The sequence below is a fragment of the Escherichia sp. B1147 genome (assembly GCF_001660175.1).
Taxonomy (GTDB): domain Bacteria; phylum Pseudomonadota; class Gammaproteobacteria; order Enterobacterales; family Enterobacteriaceae; genus Escherichia; species Escherichia whittamii.
Map to the genome: position 1 here is coordinate 223,755 of NZ_LFHY01000003.1, position 25,298 is coordinate 249,052.

General features: G+C 50.6%; 23 protein-coding genes. 14 read left to right on the forward strand and 9 right to left on the reverse strand.

What is annotated here, in order from left to right:
• The first annotated feature begins 11 nt into the window (after positions 1-11).
• Entirely contained in the window at positions 12-659 is a 648-nt protein-coding gene (locus A9180_RS02340) for a TetR/AcrR family transcriptional regulator (RefSeq protein WP_064525828.1), read from the forward strand.
• On the opposite strand, the gene ytfB is transcribed toward A9180_RS02340, so the two are convergent.
• On the reverse strand, positions 643-1,281 hold the full coding sequence (gene ytfB / locus A9180_RS02345; protein WP_064525830.1) for a cell division protein YtfB: 639 nt from the start codon (positions 1,279-1,281) through the stop codon (positions 643-645). The two genes, A9180_RS02340 and ytfB, sit on opposite strands and share 17 nt — an antisense overlap.
• Positions 1,282-1,498: 217 nt before the next feature.
• Here ytfB and fklB point away from each other — a divergent pair, with 217 nt between their 5' ends.
• The 4 genes from fklB (at position 1,499) to A9180_RS02365 (ending at position 6,791) form a co-directional block, all read left to right on the forward strand.
• Positions 1,499-2,119 (forward strand): FKBP-type peptidyl-prolyl cis-trans isomerase, encoded by a 621-nt coding sequence (gene fklB / locus A9180_RS02350; RefSeq protein WP_064525832.1) that lies wholly within the window; start codon positions 1,499-1,501, stop codon positions 2,117-2,119.
• A gap of 301 nt (positions 2,120-2,420) precedes the next feature.
• On the forward strand, positions 2,421-3,824 hold the full coding sequence (gene cycA, locus A9180_RS02355) for a D-serine/D-alanine/glycine transporter (RefSeq protein ID WP_064525833.1): 1,404 nt from the start codon (positions 2,421-2,423) through the stop codon (positions 3,822-3,824).
• 256 nt (positions 3,825-4,080) lie between these two features.
• Positions 4,081-5,238 (forward strand): hypothetical protein, encoded by a 1,158-nt coding sequence (locus A9180_RS02360; RefSeq protein ID WP_064525835.1) that lies wholly within the window; start codon positions 4,081-4,083, stop codon positions 5,236-5,238.
• Positions 5,239-5,270: 32 nt separating this feature from the next.
• Positions 5,271-6,791: a hypothetical protein gene (locus A9180_RS02365; protein WP_064525838.1), complete on the forward strand. Its 1,521-nt coding sequence runs from the start codon at positions 5,271-5,273 to the stop codon at positions 6,789-6,791.
• Between the two features lie 58 nt (positions 6,792-6,849).
• Here the strand turns inward: A9180_RS02365 and ytfE are convergent, their stop codons facing one another.
• The 3 genes from ytfE to A9180_RS02380 form a co-directional block, all read right to left on the reverse strand.
• Positions 6,850-7,512 (reverse strand): iron-sulfur cluster repair protein YtfE, encoded by a 663-nt coding sequence (gene ytfE, locus A9180_RS02370; RefSeq protein WP_064525840.1) that lies wholly within the window; start codon positions 7,510-7,512, stop codon positions 6,850-6,852.
• 107 nt (positions 7,513-7,619) lie between these two features.
• On the reverse strand, positions 7,620-8,585 hold the full coding sequence (locus tag A9180_RS02375) for a DMT family transporter (RefSeq protein ID WP_064525842.1): 966 nt from the start codon (positions 8,583-8,585) through the stop codon (positions 7,620-7,622).
• Positions 8,586-8,693: 108 nt separating this feature from the next.
• A complete protein-coding gene (locus A9180_RS02380) occupies positions 8,694-9,554 on the reverse strand; it encodes an SDR family oxidoreductase (RefSeq protein ID WP_064525844.1) in 861 nt (286 codons plus the stop codon).
• Positions 9,555-9,641: 87 nt separating this feature from the next.
• Between A9180_RS02380 and A9180_RS02385 the strand changes: the two genes are divergently transcribed.
• On the forward strand, positions 9,642-10,022 hold the full coding sequence (locus A9180_RS02385; protein ID WP_064525847.1) for a winged helix-turn-helix transcriptional regulator: 381 nt from the start codon (positions 9,642-9,644) through the stop codon (positions 10,020-10,022).
• Between the two features lie 129 nt (positions 10,023-10,151).
• Here A9180_RS02385 and cpdB read toward each other — a convergent pair whose 3' ends face one another.
• Positions 10,152-12,095, reverse strand: a complete 1,944-nt coding sequence (gene cpdB, locus A9180_RS02390) for a 2',3'-cyclic-nucleotide 2'-phosphodiesterase (protein ID WP_064525849.1) — start codon at positions 12,093-12,095, stop codon at positions 10,152-10,154.
• 171 nt (positions 12,096-12,266) lie between these two features.
• Between cpdB and cysQ the strand changes: the two genes are divergently transcribed.
• Entirely contained in the window at positions 12,267-13,007 is a 741-nt protein-coding gene (cysQ, locus tag A9180_RS02395) for a 3'(2'),5'-bisphosphate nucleotidase CysQ (protein ID WP_064525851.1), read from the forward strand.
• Here the strand turns inward: cysQ and A9180_RS02400 are convergent.
• Positions 12,997-13,554 (reverse strand): YtfJ family protein, encoded by a 558-nt coding sequence (locus tag A9180_RS02400; protein ID WP_064525852.1) that lies wholly within the window; start codon positions 13,552-13,554, stop codon positions 12,997-12,999. The genes cysQ and A9180_RS02400 overlap by 11 nt on opposite strands.
• A 324-nt stretch (positions 13,555-13,878) precedes the next feature.
• Between A9180_RS02400 and A9180_RS02405 the strand changes: the two genes are divergently transcribed.
• Positions 13,879-14,085 (forward strand): DUF1107 domain-containing protein, encoded by a 207-nt coding sequence (locus A9180_RS02405; RefSeq protein WP_064525854.1) that lies wholly within the window; start codon positions 13,879-13,881, stop codon positions 14,083-14,085.
• 60 nt (positions 14,086-14,145) lie between these two features.
• On the opposite strand, the gene A9180_RS02410 is transcribed toward A9180_RS02405, so the two are convergent.
• Complete coding sequence (locus A9180_RS02410) at positions 14,146-15,489, reverse strand: hemolysin family protein (RefSeq protein ID WP_064525856.1); 1,344 nt, start codon at positions 15,487-15,489, stop codon at positions 14,146-14,148.
• A 187-nt stretch (positions 15,490-15,676) separates the two neighbouring features.
• The gene (gene msrA / locus A9180_RS02415; RefSeq protein ID WP_064525858.1) at positions 15,677-16,315 is read right to left on the reverse strand and encodes a peptide-methionine (S)-S-oxide reductase MsrA; all 639 of its coding nucleotides are present in this window, start codon (positions 16,313-16,315) and stop codon (positions 15,677-15,679) included.
• Positions 16,316-16,520: 205 nt separating this feature from the next.
• Between msrA and tamA the strand changes: the two genes are divergently transcribed.
• The 5 genes from tamA (at position 16,521) to chpB (ending at position 23,177) form a co-directional block, all read left to right on the forward strand.
• On the forward strand, positions 16,521-18,254 hold the full coding sequence (gene tamA, locus A9180_RS02425) for an autotransporter assembly complex protein TamA (RefSeq protein ID WP_064525861.1): 1,734 nt from the start codon (positions 16,521-16,523) through the stop codon (positions 18,252-18,254).
• The gene (tamB, locus tag A9180_RS02430; RefSeq protein WP_064525863.1) at positions 18,251-22,027 is read left to right on the forward strand and encodes an autotransporter assembly complex protein TamB; all 3,777 of its coding nucleotides are present in this window, start codon (positions 18,251-18,253) and stop codon (positions 22,025-22,027) included. The genes tamA and tamB overlap by 4 nt, the downstream gene beginning before the upstream one ends.
• Before the next feature lie 2 nt (positions 22,028-22,029).
• Positions 22,030-22,374, forward strand: a complete 345-nt coding sequence (locus A9180_RS02435) for a gamma-glutamylcyclotransferase (protein ID WP_064525865.1) — start codon at positions 22,030-22,032, stop codon at positions 22,372-22,374.
• A gap of 207 nt (positions 22,375-22,581) precedes the next feature.
• A complete protein-coding gene (gene chpS / locus A9180_RS02440) occupies positions 22,582-22,833 on the forward strand; it encodes a type II toxin-antitoxin system antitoxin ChpS (RefSeq protein ID WP_064525867.1) in 252 nt (83 codons plus the stop codon).
• Positions 22,827-23,177: an endoribonuclease toxin ChpB gene (gene chpB, locus A9180_RS02445; protein ID WP_064525869.1), complete on the forward strand. Its 351-nt coding sequence runs from the start codon at positions 22,827-22,829 to the stop codon at positions 23,175-23,177. The genes chpS and chpB overlap by 7 nt, the downstream gene beginning before the upstream one ends.
• 77 nt (positions 23,178-23,254) lie before the next feature.
• On the opposite strand, the gene ppa is transcribed toward chpB, so the two are convergent.
• Positions 23,255-23,785, reverse strand: coding sequence for an inorganic diphosphatase (ppa, locus tag A9180_RS02450; protein WP_064525871.1), 531 nt, complete (start codon positions 23,783-23,785; stop codon positions 23,255-23,257).
• A gap of 308 nt (positions 23,786-24,093) precedes the next feature.
• Between ppa and ytfQ the strand changes: the two genes are divergently transcribed.
• Positions 24,094-25,050 (forward strand): galactofuranose ABC transporter substrate-binding protein YtfQ, encoded by a 957-nt coding sequence (gene ytfQ, locus A9180_RS02455; protein WP_064525873.1) that lies wholly within the window; start codon positions 24,094-24,096, stop codon positions 25,048-25,050.
• Positions 25,051-25,298: the final 248 nt, after the last annotated feature.

The following is a 25,298-nucleotide window of genomic DNA, read 5'->3' on the forward strand; positions in this document are numbered from 1 at the left end:
GGGGAAGCGTTATGTATCTTGATACCAGCAACGTACAAAGCCTGAAGGAAAAACTATTATTATGCGCGGTTAATGAATTTGCCGAATATGGTTATGAAGGGGCCAGAGTCGATAATATTGTGAAGGCTGCGGGGTGTAGTAAACAGACGGTTTATCACCATTTTGGTAATAAAGAAAATTTATTTATCGAAGTGCTAGAATACACCTGGAGCGATATTCGACAAAAAGAAAAATCCCTTGATGTTTCAGGTCTTCCTCCACAAAAAGCAATTGAAAAAATCATCGACTTTACCTGGGATTATTATATTTCTAACCCCTGGTTTTTAAAAGTTGTGCATAGTGAAAACCAAAGCAAAGGTGTGCACTATGCAAAATCACAGCGTCTTCAGGAAATTAACCACGCGCATTTGCAGTTAATGGAATCGTTATTGTCTGAAGGGAAGAAGCGTAATATTTTTAAGCCAGACATCGACCCATTGCAGGTGAATATTAATATTGCCGCGCTTGGAGGATATTATTTGATTAACCAGCATACGCTTGGCCTGGTTTATCACATCAGTATGGTTTCACCCCAGGCGCTGGAAGCCAGACGTAAGGTCATCAAAGAGACGATCCTTAGCTGGCTTCTCGTTGACCCTTCATCTACCGCGCGCGGATAAAACTGCCATCTGGCTGGCGGGTAAACAGAACCTGTTGGTTATTCCCCGTATCAATGGTTAAGCCCGTCACTACGCCGCTGGCGTTCTGGCGGATTTGTACTAATTGCCCATTTTGCAAATTACTTAGCGGCTTGCCCGCGCCTTCTACCTGCGCCATCGCATAGACATCGGTAGCGGGGAGTCCGTGGTCGCGGAACAGCTGCGCCATCGTTTTACCCGGTTCGACACGATAAGAGCGCCACTGATTATCAATTCCGCTATCTGGCTGGAAAGGTTGCGTTTGAGAAGTTTGTGGCTGATCTTCCGGCTGGCCTTCCTGTATCGGTTCAGGGGCGACCGGAGCCACCTGATCAGGATCATTTTGTGGGGTAACTAATTGCGCCCGCAGTTGTTCTTCCGTTGGCGGCTGAGATTGCGACTGAATATCCAGCTGCGCTTCACGCGTCACGACGGGGGAGTCGGTAGCATCCTCAGACGGAAGCAGAAAACCGACCACCAAAATAATGGCGGCAATAATAATCCCCCGACGATGCATCGGCGGTAGCGGATCCATGAAGCGAAAGTTGTCCGGCGCGTGCCAGACCTTCTCCAGGGTTGGTTTTAGTTCAAAGCGCCCGGGCATGGTTTCCTCCTGCTCCGCGTCTTGTTCCTCAATCATAGCCTATGAATAAGCTAACGCTATGATGTCCGTGGTAAACCCGCCTTTATTATATTCATACGGGATATTGCTATTGTTTCTTTTTCCCCGGGATTTGTCATCACTCTCGCGACAAAGTTTTACCCAAGGAAGTGTGGCTGATATGCTGCCCGTTACTTTATACCCTGAGGAAGGAAATAAGATGACCACCCCAACTTTTGACACCATCGAAGCGCAAGCTAGCTACGGCATTGGTTTGCAGGTAGGGCAGCAACTGAGTGAATCTGGCCTGGAAGGACTGCTGCCAGAAGCGCTAGTTGCAGGTATTGCCGACGCGCTGGAAGGCAAACATCCGGCTGTTCCGGTTGATGTGGTGCACCGCGCGCTGCGTGAAATCCATGAACGTGCCGATGCTGTTCGTCGTCAGCGTTTCCAGTCGATGGCTGCTGAAGGTGTTAAATATCTTGAAGAAAACGCTAAAAAAGAGGGCGTGAACAGCACCGAGTCCGGCCTGCAATTCCGCGTGATTAACCAGGGCGAAGGCGCAATTCCTGCGCGTACCGACCGCGTTCGCGTTCATTACACCGGTAAATTGATCGACGGCACTGTATTTGACAGCTCCGTTGCCCGTGGCGAACCGGCTGAATTCCCGGTGAACGGCGTGATCCCAGGCTGGATTGAAGCACTGACTCTGATGCCGGTAGGTTCTAAGTGGGAACTGACTATCCCGCAGGAACTGGCCTATGGCGAGCGCGGCGCTGGCGCGTCCATTCCTCCGTTCAGCACCCTGGTGTTTGAAGTCGAGCTGCTGGAAATCCTCTAAGCAGCGTATTCTGTTCCCCTCGAGCCAGAGGGGAGCAGGCATTTAGCAATAAACCCTTCAGTTTGCCAATCGGCGATATTTTATGTTGCAAACACCCCGTAAGCGTGTATTTTTGTGAGCTGTTTCGCGTTATCACCGTGATATGACACTCAGTTTAAACATAAAATTAACATTAGATCTAAATCTTAGTATTCATCCCGCGTATTGTTACCTAATATCGATGAGTCCCGATACGGATTCGTCGTATCATAGACTGACAAAAGGCCGCAGAGCCTGAACAACACAGACAGGAAGAAAAAACATGGTAGATCAGGTAAAAGTCGTTGCCGATGATCAGGCTCCGGCTGAACAGTCGCTACGGCGCAATCTCACAAACCGACATATTCAGCTTATTGCCATTGGCGGCGCCATTGGTACAGGGTTGTTTATGGGATCCGGTAAAACAATCAGTCTTGCTGGGCCGTCGATCATTTTCGTTTATATGATCATCGGTTTTATGCTCTTTTTCGTGATGCGGGCAATGGGGGAATTGCTGCTTTCGAATCTGGAATACAAATCTTTTAGTGACTTCGCTTCCGATCTGCTGGGTCCGTGGGCAGGATATTTCACCGGCTGGACTTATTGGTTCTGTTGGGTAGTTACCGGTATGGCGGATGTTGTCGCTATTACCGCTTATGCGCAGTTCTGGTTCCCGGGGCTTTCCGACTGGGTGGCGTCGCTGTCGGTGATCATACTGTTGCTGGTTCTAAACCTCGCTACCGTGAAAATGTTCGGTGAGATGGAGTTCTGGTTCGCGATGATCAAAATCGTCGCCATCGTGTCGCTGATTGTTGTCGGTCTGATCATGGTGATGATGCACTTCCAGTCTCCGACCGGTGTGGAAGCGTCGTTCGCGCATTTGTGGAATGACGGCGGCTGGTTCCCGAAAGGTTTAAGCGGCTTCTTTGCCGGATTCCAGATAGCGGTTTTCGCTTTCGTGGGGATTGAGCTGGTAGGTACTACTGCTGCGGAAACCAAAGATCCAGAGAAATCACTGCCGCGCGCAATTAACTCCATTCCGATCCGTATCATTATGTTCTACGTCTTCGCGCTGATTGTGATTATGTCCGTGACGCCGTGGAGTTCGGTGGTCGCGGAGAAAAGCCCGTTCGTTGAACTGTTTGTGCTGGTGGGGCTGCCTGCGGCGGCAAGCGTGATTAACTTTGTGGTACTGACCTCTGCGGCTTCTTCTGCTAACAGTGGCGTATTCTCTACCAGCCGTATGTTGTTTGGTCTGGCGCAGGAAGGTGTCGCGCCGAAAGCGTTCGCGAAACTCTCTAAGCGCGCGGTTCCGGCGAAAGGACTGACCTTCTCTTGTATCTGTCTGCTCGGCGGCGTGGTGATGTTGTATGTGAATCCAAGCGTGATTGGCGCGTTCACGATGATCACGACTGTTTCCGCGATTCTGTTTATGTTCGTCTGGACGATTATCCTTTGTTCGTACCTGGTGTATCGCAAACAGCGTCCGCACCTGCATGAGAAGTCGATCTACAAGATGCCGCTCGGCAAACTGATGTGCTGGGTATGTATGGCGTTCTTTGTATTCGTCATCGTACTGCTGACGCTGGAAGATGACACCCGCCAGGCGCTGCTGGTTACCCCGTTGTGGTTTATTGTACTGGGGCTGGGCTGGCTGTTTATTGGTAAAAAACGCATGGCGAAGTAAGGCTCCTACGGGGGCCTTTCAGGCTGTAAAATTGCCTGATGTGCTACGCTTATCAGGCCTACGGGATCTCTGCAATATATTGAATTTGCGTGTTTTTGTAGGCCGGATAAGGCGTTTACGCCGCATCCGGCATGAACAAATCACACGTTGTCAGCATCTCCTTTGTCTTTATACATTCCTAAAAAAAACTACCGTCATAGACAGCCTTCAGGCGCGGGCTTACCGTGAATCTTTGCCGCTTGTTGCAGAGTTCACTATGGTTAAGCGCAGTTGGTTATTAATCGCCGTATTACCGCTCTCCATTTCACCTTCCTGGGGCGCAGATTTTTATTACCGCCAGCAGAATAAAGGCACGGTTTACGTTGCCGAACAGAAGGGGAAAAAAGATGAGATCTTCTCCAAATTACCGGATATTAATTTTTCCCGCCTTTGGCGTATTGCCAATTTAGCTAATAAAAACGAAACCCGGTTACTGTCTGATTTTAATCCCGATAAGTTCGATTGCGATGATGAGGGGGATTGCCAGCATACCTGGCTCACCGATGGACGCTCTGTTCTTTGGGCTGGCAAAGTCCTGAAAAATCCATCCGGTAAACCTAATGTCGATGCCGCCACTTTTCAGGCATTTGGCGCTTTTGCTGCCGATAAACGCAGTATCTATTTTGATGGCCAGCGTACCGATGATAATAGCGGTGATAAGCAGGTGGATATGTCTACGCTGGAAGAGACAGAAATCTGGAATTTACTGCGTGATAAAAATAGCCTCTGGCATAAAGGTCGCTGGCTGGGCCATGCCGATGGATTTCAAATCCTGCGGCATGATTCCTCCCTGCAATTTGTTGTGCTGACAAATTCGCAGGTGCTTGTTAATGGCAAGCCACTGTCTACCGATCGCAAAACCTTTCAGATTAAACGTTGGATGCCTGGCGAACGGTTGATTTATCGCGATAAAAGCGGCGAGCATGACTATGAGCTTGAGGATATTGGCTATCGCTGTGCACCTTTTAATATTGGTCTGAATAATGTTTCCTGGCTCAAACATGAAGCCACTCCAGCGGGCAGTGAGTGTATTTATGAAACACTGGCGGGAGTTGATCCGGAATATTTTTATCTGTTTGTTCGGAATACTGGTTTATATAAGAACCAAATTTATAAAGTCACAACCAATGCCCTGGGAGAAGGCGAGTTGATTAATCTCAAGCCAGAGGACCTCTCCGACTCACTTGAAGCAGGTGGTAGTTGGGGATTAACTAACACGTTTATATCAACAGACGGGCAGCTTTACACTCAACAAGCGACTGGAATTGGGAAAGAGCACGCCCAACAAGGTGAATGGCTGCGTTATAACCTGGGTGTGGGAGGATGGTCATCGGTGAAGCAACCCCCGAGCGGGCTTAAACCCTTATTTAAATAACCTCTTCACACTAACAGCTTCAGGATGACGCTATGTTGCCAATTAAACCCGTTTGTCTCGCACTGGCTTTATTTTCAACCACTTCACTAGCCTGTTCCGGTGTGCCTTCTGCTGCGTTTTACTACCAACCGTGGGGGCAAGGAACAAAATATATCGTTGAAGATAGTGACGGTTACGGACTCTATTTCCCGGATATTCATTTGCCGCAGGTGAAGTTTAAGCAACTTCGCCGCGTACCCAACGGCACTGATGATGAATATGATTCTCCTGATGATATCAATAATGATTTTGTGCGGGTAGATGGTGGCGCTTATATCAGAACCAACGGTGGCTGGCGTTTCGACTGGCTGACTGATGGCCGCCATATTTTATGGGCAGGGAAAATAGTTCAGAACCCGCCGGGAACACCGAAAGTCGATGCCGCAACATTCCGCGCATGGGGGCGTTTTGCTGCCGATAAAGACAGCCTCTATTTTGATGGCGAACGCACGGATGATAATCACGGCGAAAAGCAGGTCGATATGGATTCGCTGCAACAAGTTGGCGGACGCGTTCGTTCAGGTGATTCCGCAGATGTGCTCAAAGATCGCCGTAATATTTACTTTCAGGGGCGCTGGTTAGGTAGTGCGCAAGGGTATTCTATTCTTGACATTAAACCCTGGACACGTCGTCCCATTATTTATTCACCTAATAGCTGCGAAAGCAAAAGTAATCCTGGACCCTGGGATACAATCTGGCGGACAAAATCGCAGGTCTTTGTGAACGGAGATGCCATTAACGCCGATCCGGATACCTTTCATATTGTGCGCTGGATAGCCGGTTCACTGCTGATTTATCGCGATAAAGACGGGGAGAAACGTTATGCGTTCGGTAAAGATTGCCGGAGTACGTTTGACCTACAGCGGGATAAAGTAACATGGTTGACGCGAGATGCTTCCCGGCGCGGCAATGACTGCCGGGTAGCGACCATTCCTGATGTTGATCCGGAATATTTTCGCCCGCTGACGGGGAATGTGGCGCAATATCAAGATTCGCTCTATCTGGTGAAGTATGTTTCTGCGGTCGAAAAAACACTGTCGGTTATTCATTTACCGGACCCGCAACAAGAATTACAGGAAGGCGTTAATATTATAGGTAATAAAGTTTATTTCATCGCGCGCGATGATGTGACTATTTTTGATATTAATGGACATTGGACGTGGTTTAAAAATGCTGATGGTGAATTGTCGAAACGTTTAGCGTATGACGATAAATATATGTACTTTATCGGTGGTGGTACGATTACAACCTTTGAGCTTAAAGGAAAATTAACATGGTTTAAAACGCCCGGAGGGAAGGTGTCTGATACTTTTGCACATGATGATAAATATATCTATTTTCTTGATGATGCTTTGGTAAATGGTGGGCGGCGGCGTAATGAAACCCAGGAGATGAATAAGGCTTATATTAGTGAGCATGGCGACTTAATGACCGTTGAAGGAACTTATTATTGGCTGAATAATGAATTTTTCCAGACCAGTAGATATAAAAGATTGCTCCAGAGTGGTGAATAACGCAATGTAATATGAAAACGCACCTGATTGTGTAAACCAGGTGCGTTGGTCGAACAAATCACTCACCCGCCAGCGCGCGCGGGAATAGTACATTGTTTTCCAGACTGATGTGCTCCATCAGGTCATCAATCAGTTCATTAATGCCGTTATACATCGCTTTCCAGGTGGTGCAGGCTTCCGGCGGCGGTGTGACGTTATTGGTGGTGTGTTTGATCACTTCCAGCAGTTCGCCCGCTTCATCGTGCTCGCTTTCCATTACGCTGATTGGCCCCATTGCCTGGCTGCCCATGCCTTGTTTAATCATCGGGAAGAGAATTTGCTCTTCTTTCATCATGTGGCTGGAAAGCTCTTCATGCAGCATGGTCAGGTATTTTGTCAGCCCTTTTGGCACGCTCGGTTTGTCGGCATGAACGCGCTCAACTTTGGTGGCTTGCAGAATCAGCTCTGGCAGTTGTTCGTGGTGACGATCGTGGTAGCGCACGATGATATGGTCGATGATTTCTGCCAGCGGCGCGCTACGCCAGTCTTTCTCAATCGGCTGTTCAGCAAGCTTTGCCAGTTCGGCTTCAATGACCTCAACATCCAGCTCTTTACGTGCCGCTGCGCGCGCCAGCGTCTGCTTACCGCCGCAGCAGTAATCCATATCATATTGACGAAACAGAGCCGAAGCGCGAGGAATAGAGAGCGCCAGTTCACCTAAAGGTTGGTCGCGATAAGCCATAGCTGATACCTCATTCTTAATAAGATAAGATGTATTTTAAATGCATCTTTAAGGCAAAAGCTATAACCCTTACGTAGCAGAGGATTATTTAATTCACTGCCAGCGTGTCAACTTTCAGAGACAGGTTCAATTAAAGGTTTTTCCGGTTTTGCTCTGACCGCAATGACCACGCCGACCACTAACAGTGCGATACCGCCCAGCGTCATCAACGGCGGCATTTGCTGGCGGAGTAAAAAGGTGTACAGCAAACCTGCCAGCGTTTCGAAAACAATCAGTGGCCCGAGAATCACCGTCGGTAATCGCTGGCTGGCGATGTTCCAGCAAAGTGCGCCGACCCATGAGCAAAGCACGGCGATAGCAATCATCAGGCTAATAAATACCAGCGGACGGGGGCCAAAAGGTAGAGAGAAGTCCGCCGTTTGCGTATTCAGCCAGTAACAAGCGACGAGATAGCCGAGAAGCGAAACCGGCAGCGTGACCAGCGCCTGGGCCGTCGCCCACATCATTGGATGTTTGTCTGGGTTTTCCCGCAGCCAGCGGGCGTTGCGCAGGGCATACCACGCCCAGCAGACTACGGAAACTAATGCCAGCACGATCCCCGAGGTGTAATGCGCCCAGTCAAAGTTGGGGAGTCCGTGGTTTAACTCAGCAATATTCACACACGCAAGGCCGATGCCAATACAAACCAGCGCCGGGGCGAGTTTCCCCCATGCGAGTTTGCCGTCACGCTGGCTATACAGCAGATTGGCGAAGACGGGGATAACCACTGGCAGGGTGCCAATAATCATCGTGGAAACAGGCGCGCCGGTACGCTGAATGGCACTGGCAAGGCAAAAATAATAAATCAGGTTGCCCATCATGGTGAGCATCAAGGCGGTATACCAGTCGCGGCGTGCCAACTGACGCAGACGCACACGTCCCAGCCATGCAATTGGCAGAGCGATTAGACCTAACGCCAGATAGCGCCCCATCGACTGCAACATTGCCGGGTATTCCGGGACGATCAACGGCCCGACAAAAATAAGCCCCCACATCAACCCTGCTAACAGGGCGTACAGCACGCCGCTAATCATCACTGGCATCCATTGGTCTGTCAGAAGAAATATTCAGGAAGCAGACATGGTTGCTCCCGGCATCCCGTCATTATCAGAGAGGATGCGGGAGGATGCCACTTTAATTAACTAGTTATTAACATTAAAAAGATGGCTTACGCTTTCGGCTAACGTTGTTGTTGGGCGGGCAATCAGCGAGCTGAGTGTTTTGCTGTCATCAAACAGACCGCCTTTCGAGGCGCCAACGTCAGAATCAGCCAGCATTTCCGCCAGACCCGCAGGCAGACCAACCCCTTTCAGCGCGGCGGCGAAATCGGCTTCGCTCAGGTTTTGATAGGTAACTGGTTTGCCGCTCTGTTTGGTCAGCTCTGCCGCTAACTGTGTCAGCGTCCAGGCGTTGTCGCCTGCCAGCTCATAGACTTTACCTTTGTGGCCAGCCTCGCTAATCACGCGCGCGGCGGCGGCGGCATAATCTGCACGTGTCGCTGAGGCAATTTTGCCATCGCCCGCCGCACCAATAAATACACCGTGCTCCAGTGCTGCCGGGGCGCTGGCGAGGTAGTTTTCGGTGTACCAGCCGTTGCGCAGCAGGGTGTAAGCGATGCCAGAATCAGCCAGCATTTTCTCCGTCTCGATATGTTCAGCAGCCAGGCCGAGCGGGGAGGTGTCCGCATGTAACAGGCTGGTGTAGGCGATAAATTTCACGCCAGCCGCCTTTGCTGCATTAATCACATTACGATGCTGTGGGGCTCGCTGTCCCACTTCGCTGGAAGAGATCAGCAGCAGTTTTTCCACGCCCTGTAGCGCAGATGTCAGTGCGGCTTCATCGCCGTAGTCAGCCTGACGCACGTTAATGCCTTGTGCGCTCAAAGCATGGGCTTTTTCCGGATTACGTGCGATAGCCACTATTTGGCTGGCAGGAACGGTTTTCACCAGGGATTCAATTACATAGTGACCAAGTTGGCCGGTTGCGCCGGTAATAGCGATCATGGGAAGTCTCCATCGTTTGTCTTGTGTTTAAATACGCTACCACCTAAACTTACTTTTAGTAAGTACGCACAAAAAGGTAAGTATGAAATGAGTCAGGTAAGTCTGTCGCAACAGCTGAAAGAGGGAAATCTCTTCGCTGAACAGTGTCCGTCGCGCGAGGTGTTGAAACACGTCACCAGCCGTTGGGGTGTATTGATTCTGGTGGCGCTGCGCGAAGGCACTCATCGCTTTAGCGACCTGCGGCGTAAAATGGGCGGGGTGAGTGAAAAGATGCTTGCGCAGTCGTTACAGGCGCTGGAGCAGGATGGTTTTGTTAACCGTATCGCGTATCCGGTGGTGCCGCCGCATGTGGAATATAGTCTTGCTCCGCTGGGTGAGCAGGTGAGTGAAAAGGTTGCTGCACTGGCGGACTGGATTGAGTTGAATTTGCCAGAAGTGCTGGCGGTGCGGGGTGAACGTGCGGCGTAACTTGCCGGATGCGCTGCGCTTATCCGACCTACGGTTTATGGTCTGTAGGTCGGATAAGATGCGACAGCATCGCATCCGACAATAAGTGCCGGACGCGGTTGATGATTTGTAGGCTGAAAAAGAAATATATTACTTACTCAAATCCACCTGATAAATCGCAAACCCGATATCATCGGTCGCGACTTTATTCATCGGATACTGCCCTTTCTCTTTAATAAACGCAGCGGCTTTATCTGACGGAGATGTTTCGAAACGGATATCCAGTTTCTTATCGCCAGCAATCGGTGCTAAACGCCAGTTGTTATCTGCCGCCGGGTGGATTTCCCCCGCACGCTTCGACTCTTCAGCAATCCACGCTGCCAGCACCGAGCGGTTCTCATCCGGTGAAGCAAAAGCGATATGGCTGTCGCCCGTGCCGGCAAATTTGCCACCGTAGGCACGATAGTTATTGGTGGCAACGAGGAACATCGCGTTCGGATCAATCGGTTTGCCATTAAAGGTCAGGTTCTTAATCCTTTCCGCATTGGCATTAACCACCTGACATTCGCCGTCATAGCGGGCTGGCTGGGTAACATCAATCTGATAACTCACACCATCAATAACGTCAAAGTTATAGGTGCGGAAACCATCCCAGTTGATCAACGACTGTGGTTGAGTGCTATTGGGGTCTATCTGATTAAACTGCCCGGCGGAGCACTCCAGCCACTCTTTCACCTCTTTACCGCTGGCTTTCACCACGATAAGCGTATTGGGATAGAGATAGAGATCGGCGGCATTGCGGAAGGTCAACTGGCCTTTTTCCACTTCGACATAGCTGGCAGGGTCGTTCTTACGCCCACCGACTTTAAACGGTGCGGCAGCAGAGAGCACGGGCAGTTTTGCCAGATTCGGATCGCCCTGGATGTAATGTTCGACATACGCTTTTTGTGCGTTGTTCACCACCTGCACGGTCGGATCATCCTGCACCAGCGCCAGATAGCTATACATGTTGTCGGCAGATTTCCCGATCGGTTTGCTGACAAACTGGCGTGTGGCATCGTGATCGGCCTTTAGCGTTTCTACCAGCTTGCTGTCTTCCGCTGCGAGGGATTTTTTATTGGCGATATCGTAAATAGGCCGTGCTTCCGCTTTCGCCTGCGTTACCTGCCATTTCCCGCTGTCATTATTGAGTTGCAGATCGACCACGCCGAGATGATCGCCCCACATGCCAGGCATTACCGCCGGAACGCCGTTCAGCGTACCTTTGGTAATATCCGCGCCTTTAATATCGGCAAAATCTTTACTCGGGAAGACAGCGTGAGCATGGCCAAACATAATGGCGTCAACGCCCGGAATTTCACTGAGATAATAAACCGAGTTTTCCGCCATCACTTTATACGGATCGGCAGACAAACCAGAATGAGCCAGAACGACAACAACATCGGCCCCTTTCTCGCGCATTTCTGGAACGTACTTGCGCACTGTTTCAGTAATATCGTTAACGGTGACTTTGCCGGATAAATTGGCTTTATCCCAGCTCATAATCTGCGGAGGCACGACGCCGATGTAGCCAATCTTCAGCGTCTGTTTGTTCCCGTCTTTATCGACCACTTCGGTGTCTTTAATTAAATACGGCGTAAGCATCGGCTGTTTGGTTTTAGCATCAATGACGTTGGCGTTTATATAAGGGAATTTCGCCCCTGCCAGCGCATTTTTCAGGTAATCCAGGCCATAGTTAAATTCATGGTTGCCAAGCGTGCCAACCGTATAATCCAGCGTATTCAACGCCTTATAGACCGGATGGATTTCACCTGCTTTTAAGCCTTTCGCTGACATGTAATCTGCCAGCGGACTCCCCTGAATCAAATCGCCGTTATCGACCAGCACGCTGTTTTTTACTTCATTGCGAGCATCGTTAATCAAACTTGCAGTACGAACCAGTCCGAATTTTTCTGTGGCGGAATCTTTGTAGTAATCGAAATCCATCATATTGCTATGCAAATCAGAGGTTTCCATTATGCGGAGATCGACTGTCGCCGCATTCACGCTGGCGGCAATCAGCGTAGCAAGGAGCGTTGCACTAAACTTAACCATCTGGGCATCCTTTTATGAACGAGTAGATGAAACGTCTTTCATACCGAGCGTTGAAGGATGCCATAAATAATAAATCAGGAAACGATGACGCCATCACAGTTGGCGGATTCTTTAACGATAGGGTATAAGTAAAACAACGAGTTAACACCACTGAAACAAAAGAGGTGGAGAATGTTAGAACAAGTATGTCAACTCGCTCGGATTGCGGGCGATGCCATTATGCAGGTCTACGACGGGACAAAGCCGATGGACGTCGTCAACAAAGCGGATAACTCACCGGTGACGGCGGCGGACATTGCCGCGCATACCGTCATCATGGACGGTTTACGTACGCTGACGCCGGATATTCCGGTTCTGTCTGAAGAAGATCCTCCCGGCTGGGAAATCCGTCAACACTGGCAGCGTTACTGGCTGGTGGACCCGCTGGATGGCACTAAAGAGTTTATTAAACGTAACGGCGAATTCACCGTTAATATTGCGCTTATTGACCACGGCAAACCGATTTTAGGTGTGGTGTATGCGCCAGTCATGAACGTAATGTACAGCGCGGCAGAAGGCAAAGCCTGGAAAGAAGAGTACGGCGTGCGCAAGCAGATTCAGGTTCGCGATGCTCGCCCGCCACTGGTGGTTATCAGCCGTTCCCATGCGGATGCAGAGCTGAAAGAGTATCTGCAACAGCTTGGCGAACATCAGACGACGTCCATTGGCTCTTCGCTGAAATTCTGTCTGGTGGCGGAAGGGCAGGCGCAGCTCTACCCGCGTTTCGGACCCACCAATATTTGGGACACTGCCGCCGGCCACGCTGTTGCTGCCGCAGCCGGAGCGCACGTTCACGATTGGCAGGGTAAACCGCTGGATTATACCCCGCGTGAATCGTTCCTGAATCCAGGATTCAGAGTTTCTATTTATTGAGCAACTTATGCAGCAAGTCCATTACTTGCTGCACCTCTTCCTGGGTGAGCGCCCCGTCCTTCGCCCATTGCACGCGGCCGTCTTTATCGAGCACTGCTATGGCAGAACTCTCTTCATCCAACTGCCAGGCGCCGCGCGCGACGCCGTTGCTATCGACAATAAACTGTGACCATGGATAAAGCTTTTTATTGCTTTCCAGACTGCTGCGTACAAACATGCCGGAACCGGGAATGGCGTCATCGGTGTTGACAATGGTGGTGGTCTGGTAGCGATCGTGCGGCAACTTCGCCGATTTAATCGCTTCTATCAGCGTCGCGTTTTTCTCTTTGGCTGACGTGCGACCGGCAATATGTTGTAGCACTCGTACTTTTCCCGCTAACTGCGCGCTGTTCCAGGTTTTGTAGCTAAACTGATCTTTATCAAGCACCAACTCGCCACGATCGGTAATGCCAATCGGCGGTACTCGCTGGCCGGTTTCGAACTGATGTGCGGAGGCCATCATCGGCAGCAGCAGGCAGGTGAGGGCCAGAATCTTGCGTAGAGTCATGGTGTTTCCTTCTTATGATATGCAGGTGATCCGACCACTTGGGTCTGACTTTTAATCATATGTGCTATTTATCGAAAATCCCGCAAGTGTGATGCCAGTTTGCGGACAAGCGCACAAATCATATGAAAAATGAATGCTTATACTAAAGATTCTGATTATGCGAAAAGATAATTCTGAATAATTGTAACGTTACGGTAAAAAAACTCATACAGGCTGGAAACATTACCGCAGTAGTCTATAGTCATTAGGCATTAAAATTTGCGCCTCATAATAGTTGGACCGATTGTGGTACCGCAAAGGCGTAATACTCAGCAGGAGACAACAATGAAAATTTTCCAACGGTACAACCCACTGCAAGTGGCGAAGTACGTGAAGATCCTGTTCCGTGGACGGTTATACATCAAGGACGTTGGCGCTTTTGAATTTGATAAGGGTAAGATTCTTATCCCAAAAGTGAAGGATAAACTGCATTTGTCAGTGATGTCCGAAGTTAACCGTCAGGTTATGCGTCTGCAAACAGATATGGCTTAACCAAAGTGCTATGCAGTAATAAGACGGCTCCTGATTCAGGAGCCGTTGATGTTTCCGAGGTTATGCGACGCTTTCTTCTTTATCTTTAGTGTCAGATAACTTTGGTGAAAGGATGGTGGCTTTGCTATCGATCCGCGTTACCAGTAACTGGTCGATACGGTAGTTATCAATATCCACCACTTCAAATTTGTAGCCGGAGAACTTCACCGAATCAGTGCGTTTGGGGATCTTACGCAACATAAACATCATAAAGCCGCCAATGGTTTCGTAATTGCCTGACTGCGGGAACTCGTCAATATCCAGTACACGCATCACGTCATCAATCGGTGTTCCACCATCGATTAACCATGAGTTCTCATCACGCGCCACAATCTGCTCTTCCAGACCCTGACCAACCAGATCGCCCATCAGTGTGGTCATCACGTCGTTGAGGGTGATGATCCCTACAACCAGCGCGTATTCATTCATGATTACTGCAAAGTCTTCACCCGCAGTTTTAAAACTTTCCAGCGCTTCAGAAAGGGTCAGCGTATCTGGCACGATCAGCGTGTTGCGAATTTGTACGCCACTGTTCAGCGCCAGGCTTTGATTGGCCAGGACGCGGTTAAGCAGATCTTTCGAATCTACATAGCCGATGATGTGGTCGATATCTTCAGTACAAACGAGGAATTTTGAGTGCGGATGTTCCGCCACTTTATTCTTCAGACTTTGCTCGTCTTCGTGGAGATCGAACCAGATGACGTTTTCACGCGGAGTCATAGAAGACGGGACAGTACGGGATTCAAGCTCGAACACGTTTTCAATCAGTTCATGCTCTTGTTTACGTAATACTCCCGCCAGCGCCCCTGCTTCTACTACCGCGTAAATATCATCGGAAGTGATGTCATCCTTGCGCACCATCGGCAGTTTAAAGAGGCGGAAAATCATATTTGCCAGGCCGTTGAAGAACCACACCAACGGGGTGCAAACATACAGGCAGAAGCGCATCGGGTTGATGATACGCAAAGCCACAGCTTCTGGCGCAATCATACCGATGCGTTTCGGGGTTAAATCCGCAAACAGGATAAACATGCCAGTCACTAACGAGAAAGAGAGAATAAAGCTCAGTTGCTCAGAGAGTTCTGCCGACATATAGCGGGAGAACAGGCTGTTAAAAGCCGGGGAGAACGCTGCATCACCGACGATACCGCCGAGAATCGCCACCGCGTTCAGACCAATTTGCACCACGGTAAAGAACATGCCGGGATTTTCCTGCATATTCAGAACGCGTTGGGCATTGATATTGCCTTCATCAGCCAGCAGTTTAAGTTTGATTTTGCGTGAAGCGGCAAGCGAGATCTCGGACATCGAGAAGAACGCACTTACAGCGATCAAGCAGAGTATGACTAAAATACTGTTTAACATATCTTATCTAACCGTTCAGGTCAGATCCTCGGAAGGGGAAGTTGATTAATTTGTGTGAAATACACATTGAAAGCCGATTCGAAGAGAGTGAACCGGCATTTTCAGTGGCTAGTATAGCGTAAGGCACTGTAAAGTCGCCAGAGGGTTAAATTTTTGTCTCATTTCACTTTGGCTCTACCTTTTAATACTACACTTCAGGCGGCAGACAAACGCCTATTCCGCCAATTCCGCAGTAGCCATAAGGGTTTTTATGTAGATACTGTTGGTGGTCATCTTCGGCATAATAGAACGGTGTGGCGTTAGCAATCTCGGTGGTTATCTGGCGATCGTCATCGGCGGTGAGCATTGCGGCCTGAAAACGTTCCAGACTGGCGCGGGCGGCGGCATCCTGTTCTGGCGTCAGCGGGTATATCGCGGAACGGTACTGTGTGCCGTGATCATTACCTTGACGCATCCCTTGTGCAGGATCGTGGTTTTCCCAGAAAACCTGCAACAGTTGTTCATAGCTGATTACCGACGGATCGTAAACCACGCGCACCGCTTCGGCGTGGCCAGTATCACCGGAACACACTTCCCGATAAGTCGGGTTTGGCGTGTACCCGCCGGTGTAGCCTGCGGCAGTACTGTAAACACCGGGAAGTTGCCAGAAAAGGCGTTCAACGCCCCAGAAACAGCCCATCGCAAAAATGGCGATCTCCATTCCGTCAGGCACATTTGTCATTGAGTGACCGTTGACCGCATGCAGCGTAGCTACGGGCATCGGGGTATTACGTCCAGGAAGGGCATCGGCGGGGGAAACCAGATGCTTTTTATCAAATAAACTCATGGTGTCGCTCTCCCGAAAATCGGTCATAGGGGTTTAGGTTGTAACAAGAGACGTATTTGCACACAATAACCACCGTGAATGGGTCTAAAGTAAAACATAAGTAATATTTTGGGTTTAGTCTGCTTTTTAATCCATATTGCTGGATTATTGTTAAGCCGTTTAACGGAGTTCCAGGGGCAGGAATAAAGGATATTCAGGAGAAAATGTGCGCTATATCCGACAGTTATGCTGTGTAAGCTTACTCTGCTTTAGTGGTTCTGCCATCGCCGCGAATGTCCGTCTACAGGTGGAAGGGTTATCGGGACAGCTGGAAAAAAACGTTCGTGCACAGCTTTCTACGATTCAAAGTGATGAAGTAACGCCAGACCGGCGCTTTCGCGCACGTGTTGATGATGCCATCCGGGAAGGTCTAAAAGCACTGGGCTATTACCAGCCAACAATTGAATTTGATCTCCAGCCACCGCCAAAGAAAGGACGGCAGGTGCTGGTTGCTAAAGTTACACCGGGTGTACCCGTGTTGATTGGCGGCACCGATGTCGTCTTGCGCGGCGGTGCGCGAACCGATAAAGACTATTTGAAGTTGCTGGATACTCGCCCGGCTATAGGTACGGTGCTAAACCAGGGCGATTATGAAAATTTCAAAAAGTCCTTAACCAGTATTGCGCTGCGTAAAGGCTATTTCGATAGCGAATTTACCAAAGCCCAGTTAGGCATTGCGCTCGGCCTGCATAAAGCTTACTGGGATATTGATTACAACAGTGGCGAACGTTACCGCTTTGGGCATGTCACTTTTGAAGGTTCGCAAATTCGCGACGAGTACCTGCAAAACCTGGTACCGTTCAAAGAAGGCGATGAATACGAGTCAAAAGATCTGGCGGAACTGAACCGTCGCCTTTCCGCCACCGGCTGGTTTAATTCGGTGGTGGTGGCGCCGCAATTTGATAAAGCGCGAGAAACAAAAGTATTGCCGCTGACGGGGATCGTTTCGCCACGCACGGAAAACACCATTGAAACAGGTGTGGGGTACTCAACGGACGTTGGGCCACGCGTTAAAGCAACGTGGAAAAAGCCGTGGATGAACTCGTATGGCCACAGCCTGACCACCAGTACCAGTATTTCTGCGCCAGAACAAACCCTCGACTTCAGCTATAAAATGCCGCTGCTGAAAAACCCGCTGGAGCAATATTATCTGGTGCAGGGTGGCTTTAAGCGTACTGACCTGAACGATACCGAATCTGATTCCACTACTCTGGTCGCTTCCCGGTACTGGGATCTCTCCAGCGGCTGGCAGCGCGCTATTAACCTGCGTTGGAGTCTCGACCACTTTACTCAGGGTGAAATTACTAACACCACAATGCTGTTTTATCCAGGTGTGATGATTAGCCGGACGCGATCACGCGGCGGCCTGATGCCGACCTGGGGCGACTCGCAACGTTACTCTATCGACTACTCCAACACGGCCTGGGGATCGGATGTCGATTTCTCCGTTTTCCAGGCGCAGAACGTCTGGATCCGCACACTGTACGATCGCCATCGCTTTGTTACGCGCGGCACGCTGGGCTGGATTGAAACCGGTGACTTCGACAAAGTACCGCCGGATCTGCGTTTCTTCGCCGGGGGCGACCGCAGTATTCGCGGCTATAAATACAAATCTATTGCGCCGAAATATGACAATGGTGACCTGAAAGGGGCATCAAAGCTAATTACCGGGTCACTGGAGTACCAGTACAACGTGACCGGAAAATGGTGGGGCGCAGTGTTTGTCGATAGCGGTGAAGCGGTGAGTGATATCCGCCGCAGCGACTTCAAAACCGGCACCGGGGTCGGCGTGCGCTGGGAATCTCCGGTCGGGCCGATCAAGCTCGATTTCGCCGTACCGGTCGGGGATAAAGACGAGCATGGGTTACAGTTTTACATCGGTCTGGGGCCAGAATTATGAGTTTATGGAAAAAAATCAGCCTCGGCGCGGTTATCGTCATCTTACTACTGCTGGGCTCGGTGGCATTTCTGGTTGGCACCACCAGTGGCCTGCATCTGGTATTTAAAGCGGCGGACCGCTGGGTGCCAGGGCTGGACATTGGCAAGGTCACTGGCGGCTGGCGCGACCTTACCCTGTCTGACGTTCGTTATGAACAGCCAGGTGTGGCGGTAAAAGCGGGCAATCTACATCTGGCCGTTGGGCTGGATTGTCTGTGGAACAGCAGCGTTTGCATCAACGATCTGGCGTTGAAAGACATTCAGGTCAATATCGACAGTAAAAAAATGCCCCCTTCTGAACAGGTAGAAGAAGAGGACAGTGGGCCGCTGGATCTCTCCACGCCGTATCCCATCACCCTGACGCGCGTGGCGCTGGATAACGTCAACATCAAGATTGATGACACTACTGTGTCGGTATTGGACTTCGCTTCCGGCCTGAACTGGCAGGAGAAAACCCTGACCCTGAAACCGACGTTGCTGAAAGGTTTGCTGATTGCCTTGCCGAAAGTGGCGGACGTGGCGCAGGAAGAAGTGGTCGAACCGAAGATTGAAAATCCGCAGCCTGATGAAAAACCACTCGGCGAAACGCTGAAAGATCTCTTTTCTCGCCCGGTGTTGCCGGAAATGACCGACGTGCATTTGCCGCTCAACCTGAACATTGAAGAGTTTAAAGGCGAGCAACTGCGCGTGACAGGCGATACGGATATTACCGTGAGCACCATGTTGCTGAAAGTGAGCAGCATCGACGGCAATACCAAACTGGATGCACTGGATATTGATTCTAACCAGGGGATCGTCAATGCCAGCGGTACGGCACAACTGTCCAACAACTGGCCGGTGGATATCACTCTCAACAGCACGCTGAACGTGGAGCCGTTGAAAGGTGAAAAAGTGAAGCTGAAAGTGGGCGGTGCGCTGCGCGAACAACTGGAGATAGGCGTTAACCTTTCCGGTCCGGTGGATATGGATTTACGCGCCCAGACGCGGCTGGCGGAAGCTGGATTACCGCTCAACGTGGAAGTGAACAGCAAACAACTTTACTGGCCGTTCACTGGCGAGAAGCAATATCAGGCGGATGACCTGAAACTGAAACTCACCGGCAAAATGACCGATTACACACTGTCTATGCGTACGGCGGTGAAAGGGCAGGAGATCCCGCCAGCGACCATTACCCTTGATGCCAAAGGTAATGAACAGCAGGTAAATCTCGACAAACTCACCGTCGCAGCGCTGGAGGGGAAAACCGAGCTGAAGGCGCTGCTCGACTGGCAGCAGGCCATTAGCTGGCGCGGCGAATTGACGTTCAACGGCATTAATACGGCGAAAGAGTTCCCGGATTGGCCGTCGAAACTTAATGGTTTGATCAAAACGCGCGGTAGCCTGTACGGCGGCACCTGGCAGATGGATGTGCCGGAGTTGAAGCTGACCGGCAACGTCAAACAGAACAAAGTGAACGTTGAGGGAACGCTGAAGGGCAACAGTTATATGCAGTGGATGATCCCGGGTCTGCATCTGGAACTGGGACCAAACAGTGCCGAAGTGAAAGGCGAACTTGGGGTGAAAGATCTCAATCTTGACGCCACTATCAACGCACCGGGGCTAGATAACGCGCTGCCAGGGCTTGGCGGTACAGCGAAAGGGCTGGTGAAAGTTCGCGGTACGGTGGAAGCGCCGCAGTTGCTGGCGGATATCACCGCGCGCGGCTTGCGCTGGCAGGAGCTCTCTGTGTCGCAGGTTCGCGTGGAAGGCGACATCAAATCCACCGATCAGATTGCGGGTAAACTCGACGTGCGCGTTGAGCAAATCTCGCAACCAGATGTGAATATCAACCTTGTCACTCTGAATGCGAAAGGCAGCGAAAAGCAGCACGAGTTGCAACTGCGGATTCAGGGCGAGCCGGTTTCCGGTCAACTGAACCTGGCGGGTAGCTTTGATCGCAAAGAAGAACGCTGGAAGGGAACACTTAGCAATACGCGCTTCCAGACGCCGGTCGGACCGTGGTCGCTGACGCGCGATATCGCACTGGACTACCGCAATCAGGAGCAAAAAATCAGCATCGGGCCACACTGTTGGCTTAACCCGAATGCGGAACTGTGCGTGCCGCAAACCATTGATGCCGGGGCAGAAGGGCGTGCGGTGGTCAATCTCAACCGCTTCGACCTTGCAATGCTGAAACCGTTTATGCCGGAAACGACCCAGGCAAGCGGTATCTTCACGGGTAAAGCGGACGTTGCCTGGGACACCACTAAAGAGGGGCTGCCACAGGGCAGTATCACCCTTTCTGGGCGTAACGTTCAGGTGACGCAAACCGTCAACGATGCGGCGCTACCGGTGGCGTTTCAGACACTGAATCTATCGGCAGAGCTGCGTAACAACCGCGCTGAGTTGGGCTGGACCATCCGTCTGACCAATAACGGCCAGTTTGATGGCCAGGTGCAGGTGACCGATCCGCAAGGCCGCCGTAATCTTGGCGGCAACGTCAACATCCGTAACTTTAACCTCGCGATGGTGAACCCTGTCTTTACGCGTGGTGAAAAAGCGGCGGGGATGGTGAGCGCTAACCTACGTCTGGGCGGTGATGTGCAAAGCCCACAATTGTTTGGTCAGCTCCAGGTTACGGGCGTGGATATCGACGGCAACTTTATGCCATTTGATATGCAGCCAAGCCAGCTTGCGGTCAATTTTAACGGTATGCGCTCGACGCTTGCGGGGACCGTGAGGACGCAGCAGGGTGACATCTACCTGAACGGAGATGCTGACTGGAGTCAGATTGAAAACTGGCGGGCGCGGGTAACGGCGAAAGGCAGTAAGGTACGGATAACCGTACCGCCGATGGTGCGAATGGACGTGTCGCCTGACATCGTATTCGAAGCGACACCAAGCCTGTTTACCCTCGATGGTCGCGTGGATGTACCGTGGGCGCGCATTGTGGTGCACGATCTGCCGGAAAGTGCGGTGGGTGTTTCCAGCGATGTCGTGATGCTCAACGATAATCTGCAACCGGAAGAGCAGAAAACTGCGTCGATTCCGATTAACAGCAACCTGATTGTCCACGTCGGCAACAACGTGCGCATTGATGCCTTTGGTCTGAAAGCGCGACTGACGGGCGATCTCAACGTCGTACAGGACAAACAAGGTCTGGGCCTGAACGGGCAGATCAACATCCCTGAAGGGCGCTTCCATGCTTATGGCCAGGATCTGATTGTGCGTAAGGGCGAGTTGCTGTTCTCTGGTCCACCGGATCAACCGTATCTCAATATCGAAGCTATTCGTAACCCAGATGCAACAGAAGACGACGTGATCGCCGGTGTTCGCGTAACCGGACTGGCGGATGAGCCGAAAGCGGAGATCTTCTCTGACCCGGTGATGTCACAACAGGCAGCATTGTCTTACTTGTTGCGTGGACAAGGGCTGGAGAGCGATCAGAGCGACAGCGCAGCGATGACCTCGATGCTGATTGGTCTGGGGGTTGCACAAAGTGGTCAGATTGTGGGTAAAATCGGCGAGACATTTGGCGTAAGTAATTTAGCTCTCGACACCGAGGGGGTAGGCGACTCCTCCCAGGTGGTGGTCAGCGGCTATGTACTACCAGGTCTGCAAGTGAAATACGGCGTGGGGATATTTGACTCTATAGCAACACTCACGTTACGTTATCGCCTGATGCCAAAGCTATATCTGGAAGCCGTGTCTGGTGTAGATCAGGCACTGGATTTGCTCTATCAGTTCGAGTTTTAGCGATGCGAATATTTGTCTACGGCAGTTTACGTCACAAACAAGGCAACAGCCACTGGATGACTAATGCCCAGTTGCTGGGCGATTTCAGTATCGATAACTATCAACTGTATAGCCTGGGCCACTATCCAGGCGCAGTTCCGGGGAACGGAACGGTACACGGTGAAGTTTATCGTATTGACAACGCCACGCTGGCCGAACTTGATGCCTTGCGCACCAGGGGCGGTGAATACGCGCGCCAGTTGATTCAGACGCCGTATGGGAGTGCATGGATGTACGTATATCAACGACCCGTCGATGGATTAAAGCTGATTGCAAGCGGCGACTGGTTAGACAGGGATAAGTCATAATATAAACACGCCACCTTCGGGTGGCGTTGTTTTTGCGAGACGACACGCATTCTTTTTTGTAACTTCCCCTCCTTTTGCTTTTCCTTCCGAGCCGCTTTCCATATCTATTAACGCATAAAAAACTCTGCTGGCGTTCACAAATGCGCAGGGGTAAAACGTTTCCTGTAGCACCGTGAGTTATACTTTGTATAACTTGAGGAGGTGCAGATGCGTATTACCATAAAAAGATGGGGGAACAGTGCAGGTATGGTCATTCCCAATATCGTAATGAAAGAACTTAACTTACAGCCGGGGCAGAGCGTTGAGGCACAGGTGAGCAACAATCAACTGATTCTTACACCTATCTCCAGACGCTACTCGCTTGATGAACTGTTGGCGCAATGCGACATGAACGCACCGGAATTGAGCGAGCAGGATGTCTGGGGTAAATCCACCCCTGCGGGTAACGAAATATGGTAAAGAAAAGTGAATTTGAACGGGGAGACATTGTGCTGGTCGGCTTTGATCCAGCAAGCGGCCATGAACAGCAAGGTGCTGGTCGACCTGCGCTTGTGCTCTCCGTTCAAGCCTTTAATCAACTGGGAATGACGTTGGTGGCCCCCATTACCCAGGGCGGAAATTTTGCCCGTTATGCCGGATTTAGCGTTCCGTTGCATTGCGAAGAAGGCGATGTGTATGGCGTGGTATTGGTGAATCAGGTACGAATGATGGATTTACGCGCCTGTCAGGCAAAGCGTATTGGTCTGGCTGCGGACGAGGTCGTGGAAGAGGCGTTATTACGTTTGCAGGCGGTGGTGGAATAAGGCGTGTTTATTTATCGCGGGCATAAAAAACCCCTACTAACCGAAGCCCGGCGTTCAGGGTTTTGCGCTAGAAGAACTTATTTATTCTTTGCGCGCTCGAAGGAAGCAACGATTTCAGCTTTAGCGGCTTCAGCGTTTTCCCAACCTTCAACTTTCACCCACTTGCCTTTTTCGAGGTCTTTGTAGTGTTCGAAGAAGTGAGCGATCTGAGCTTTCAGCAGCTCCGGCAGATCGTTAACGTCTTTGATGTGATCGTATTCTTTGCTCAGTTTGGTATGCGGAACAGCAACCAGTTTCGCATCTTCACCGGCTTCGTCGGTCATTTTCAGAACGCCAACCGGACGGCAGCGGATCACAGAACCTGGCTGCAGCGGGTACGGAGTCGGGACCAGTACGTCAACCGGGTCACCGTCCAGAGACAGGGTGTGGTTGATGTAGCCGTAGTTGCACGGATAGAACATCGCGGTGGACATGAAGCGGTCAACGAACAGTGCGCCGCTTTCTTTGTCGATTTCGTATTTGATCGGATCAGCGTTAGCCGGGATTTCGATAACAACGTAGATGTCTTCCGGCAGATCTTTACCCGCAGGGACGTTGAGTAAGCTCATGTCTGTTTCCTTTAAAATATGTGGCAAACAAGTGCCGAGTATTATAGCCAACTCGCGCCGAATGTCTTCGCTTGTTTTCGCCCTCATTTTCCTTTTTCGCCAGTTTTAAGACGGTTCACAGAGCCGGAAAATCCATAACCGTAGCTGCATTTTTCATAGTGATATGAAAGCGATTACAAACTTGTGATTAACGATGTATTTACTTTTTTGAAGTGTGATGTAACGCAATCTGTTACATAACCAATTGTCTATAGTTTTTTCGCGAACATCTTTTCACCAATAATAATCACCCCGACGAGGACAACCCTATGTGGAAACGCTTACTTGTAGTCTCTGCAGTCTCGGCAGCCATGTCGTCTATGGCGTTGGCCGCTCCTTTAACCGTAGGATTTTCGCAGGTCGGCTCCGAATCCGGCTGGCGCGCAGCAGAAACTAATGTGGCGAAAAGTGAGGCCGAAAAACGCGGTATCACGCTGAAAATTGCCGATGGTCAGCAAAAGCAGGAAAACCAGATTAAAGCAGTACGTTCCTTTGTCGCGCAGGGGGTAGATGCCATCTTTATCGCCCCGGTGGTTGCAACTGGTTGGGAACCCGTTTTGAAAGAGGCAAAGGAAGCCGAAATTCCGGTCTTTTTGCTTGACCGTTCCATCGACGTGAAAGACAAATCTCTCTATATGACCACCGTCACAGCCGACAATATTCTTGAAGGTAAGTTGATTGGTGATTGGTTGGTGAAAGAGGTTAACGGCAAACCATGTAACGTGGTTGAGTTACAGGGTACCGTTGGGGCCAGCGTTGCCATAGACCGTAAGAAAGGCTTTGCCGAAGCCATTAAGAATGCGCCAAATATCAAAATTATCCGCTCACAGTCCGGTGACTTCACCCGTAGTAAAGGCAAAGAAGTGATGGAGAGCTTTATCAAAGCGGAAAACAACGGCAAAAACATCTGCATGGTATACGCCCATAACGACGACATGGTCATTGGCGCGATTCAGGCAATTAAAGAAGCGGGTCTGAAACCGGGTAAGGACATCCTGACAGGCTCTATCGACGGCGTGCCGGACATCTATAAAGCAATGATTGATGGCGAAGCGAATGCCAGCGTTGAACTGACGCCAAACATGGCCGGTCCGGCATTTGACGCGCTGGAGAAATATAAAAAAGACGGCACCATGCCTGAAAAGCTGACGCTGACCAAGTCCACCCTTTACCTGCCTGATACCGCAAAAGAAGAGTTAGAGAAGAAGAAAAACATGGGGTATTGAGGGATACCAATGTCTGATTCCGATTCGTGGGCCGGATAAGGCGTTTACGCCGCATCCGGCGATTGTGTGCTGATGCCTGATGCGACGCTGGCGCGTCTTATCAGGCCTACAAACCGATGCTGATTTGTGTAGGCCGGATAAGGCGTTCACGCCGCATCCGGCGATTGTGTGCTGATGCCTGATGCGACGCTGGCGCGTCTTATCAGGCCTACAAACCGATGCTGATTTGTGTAGGCCGGATAAGGCGT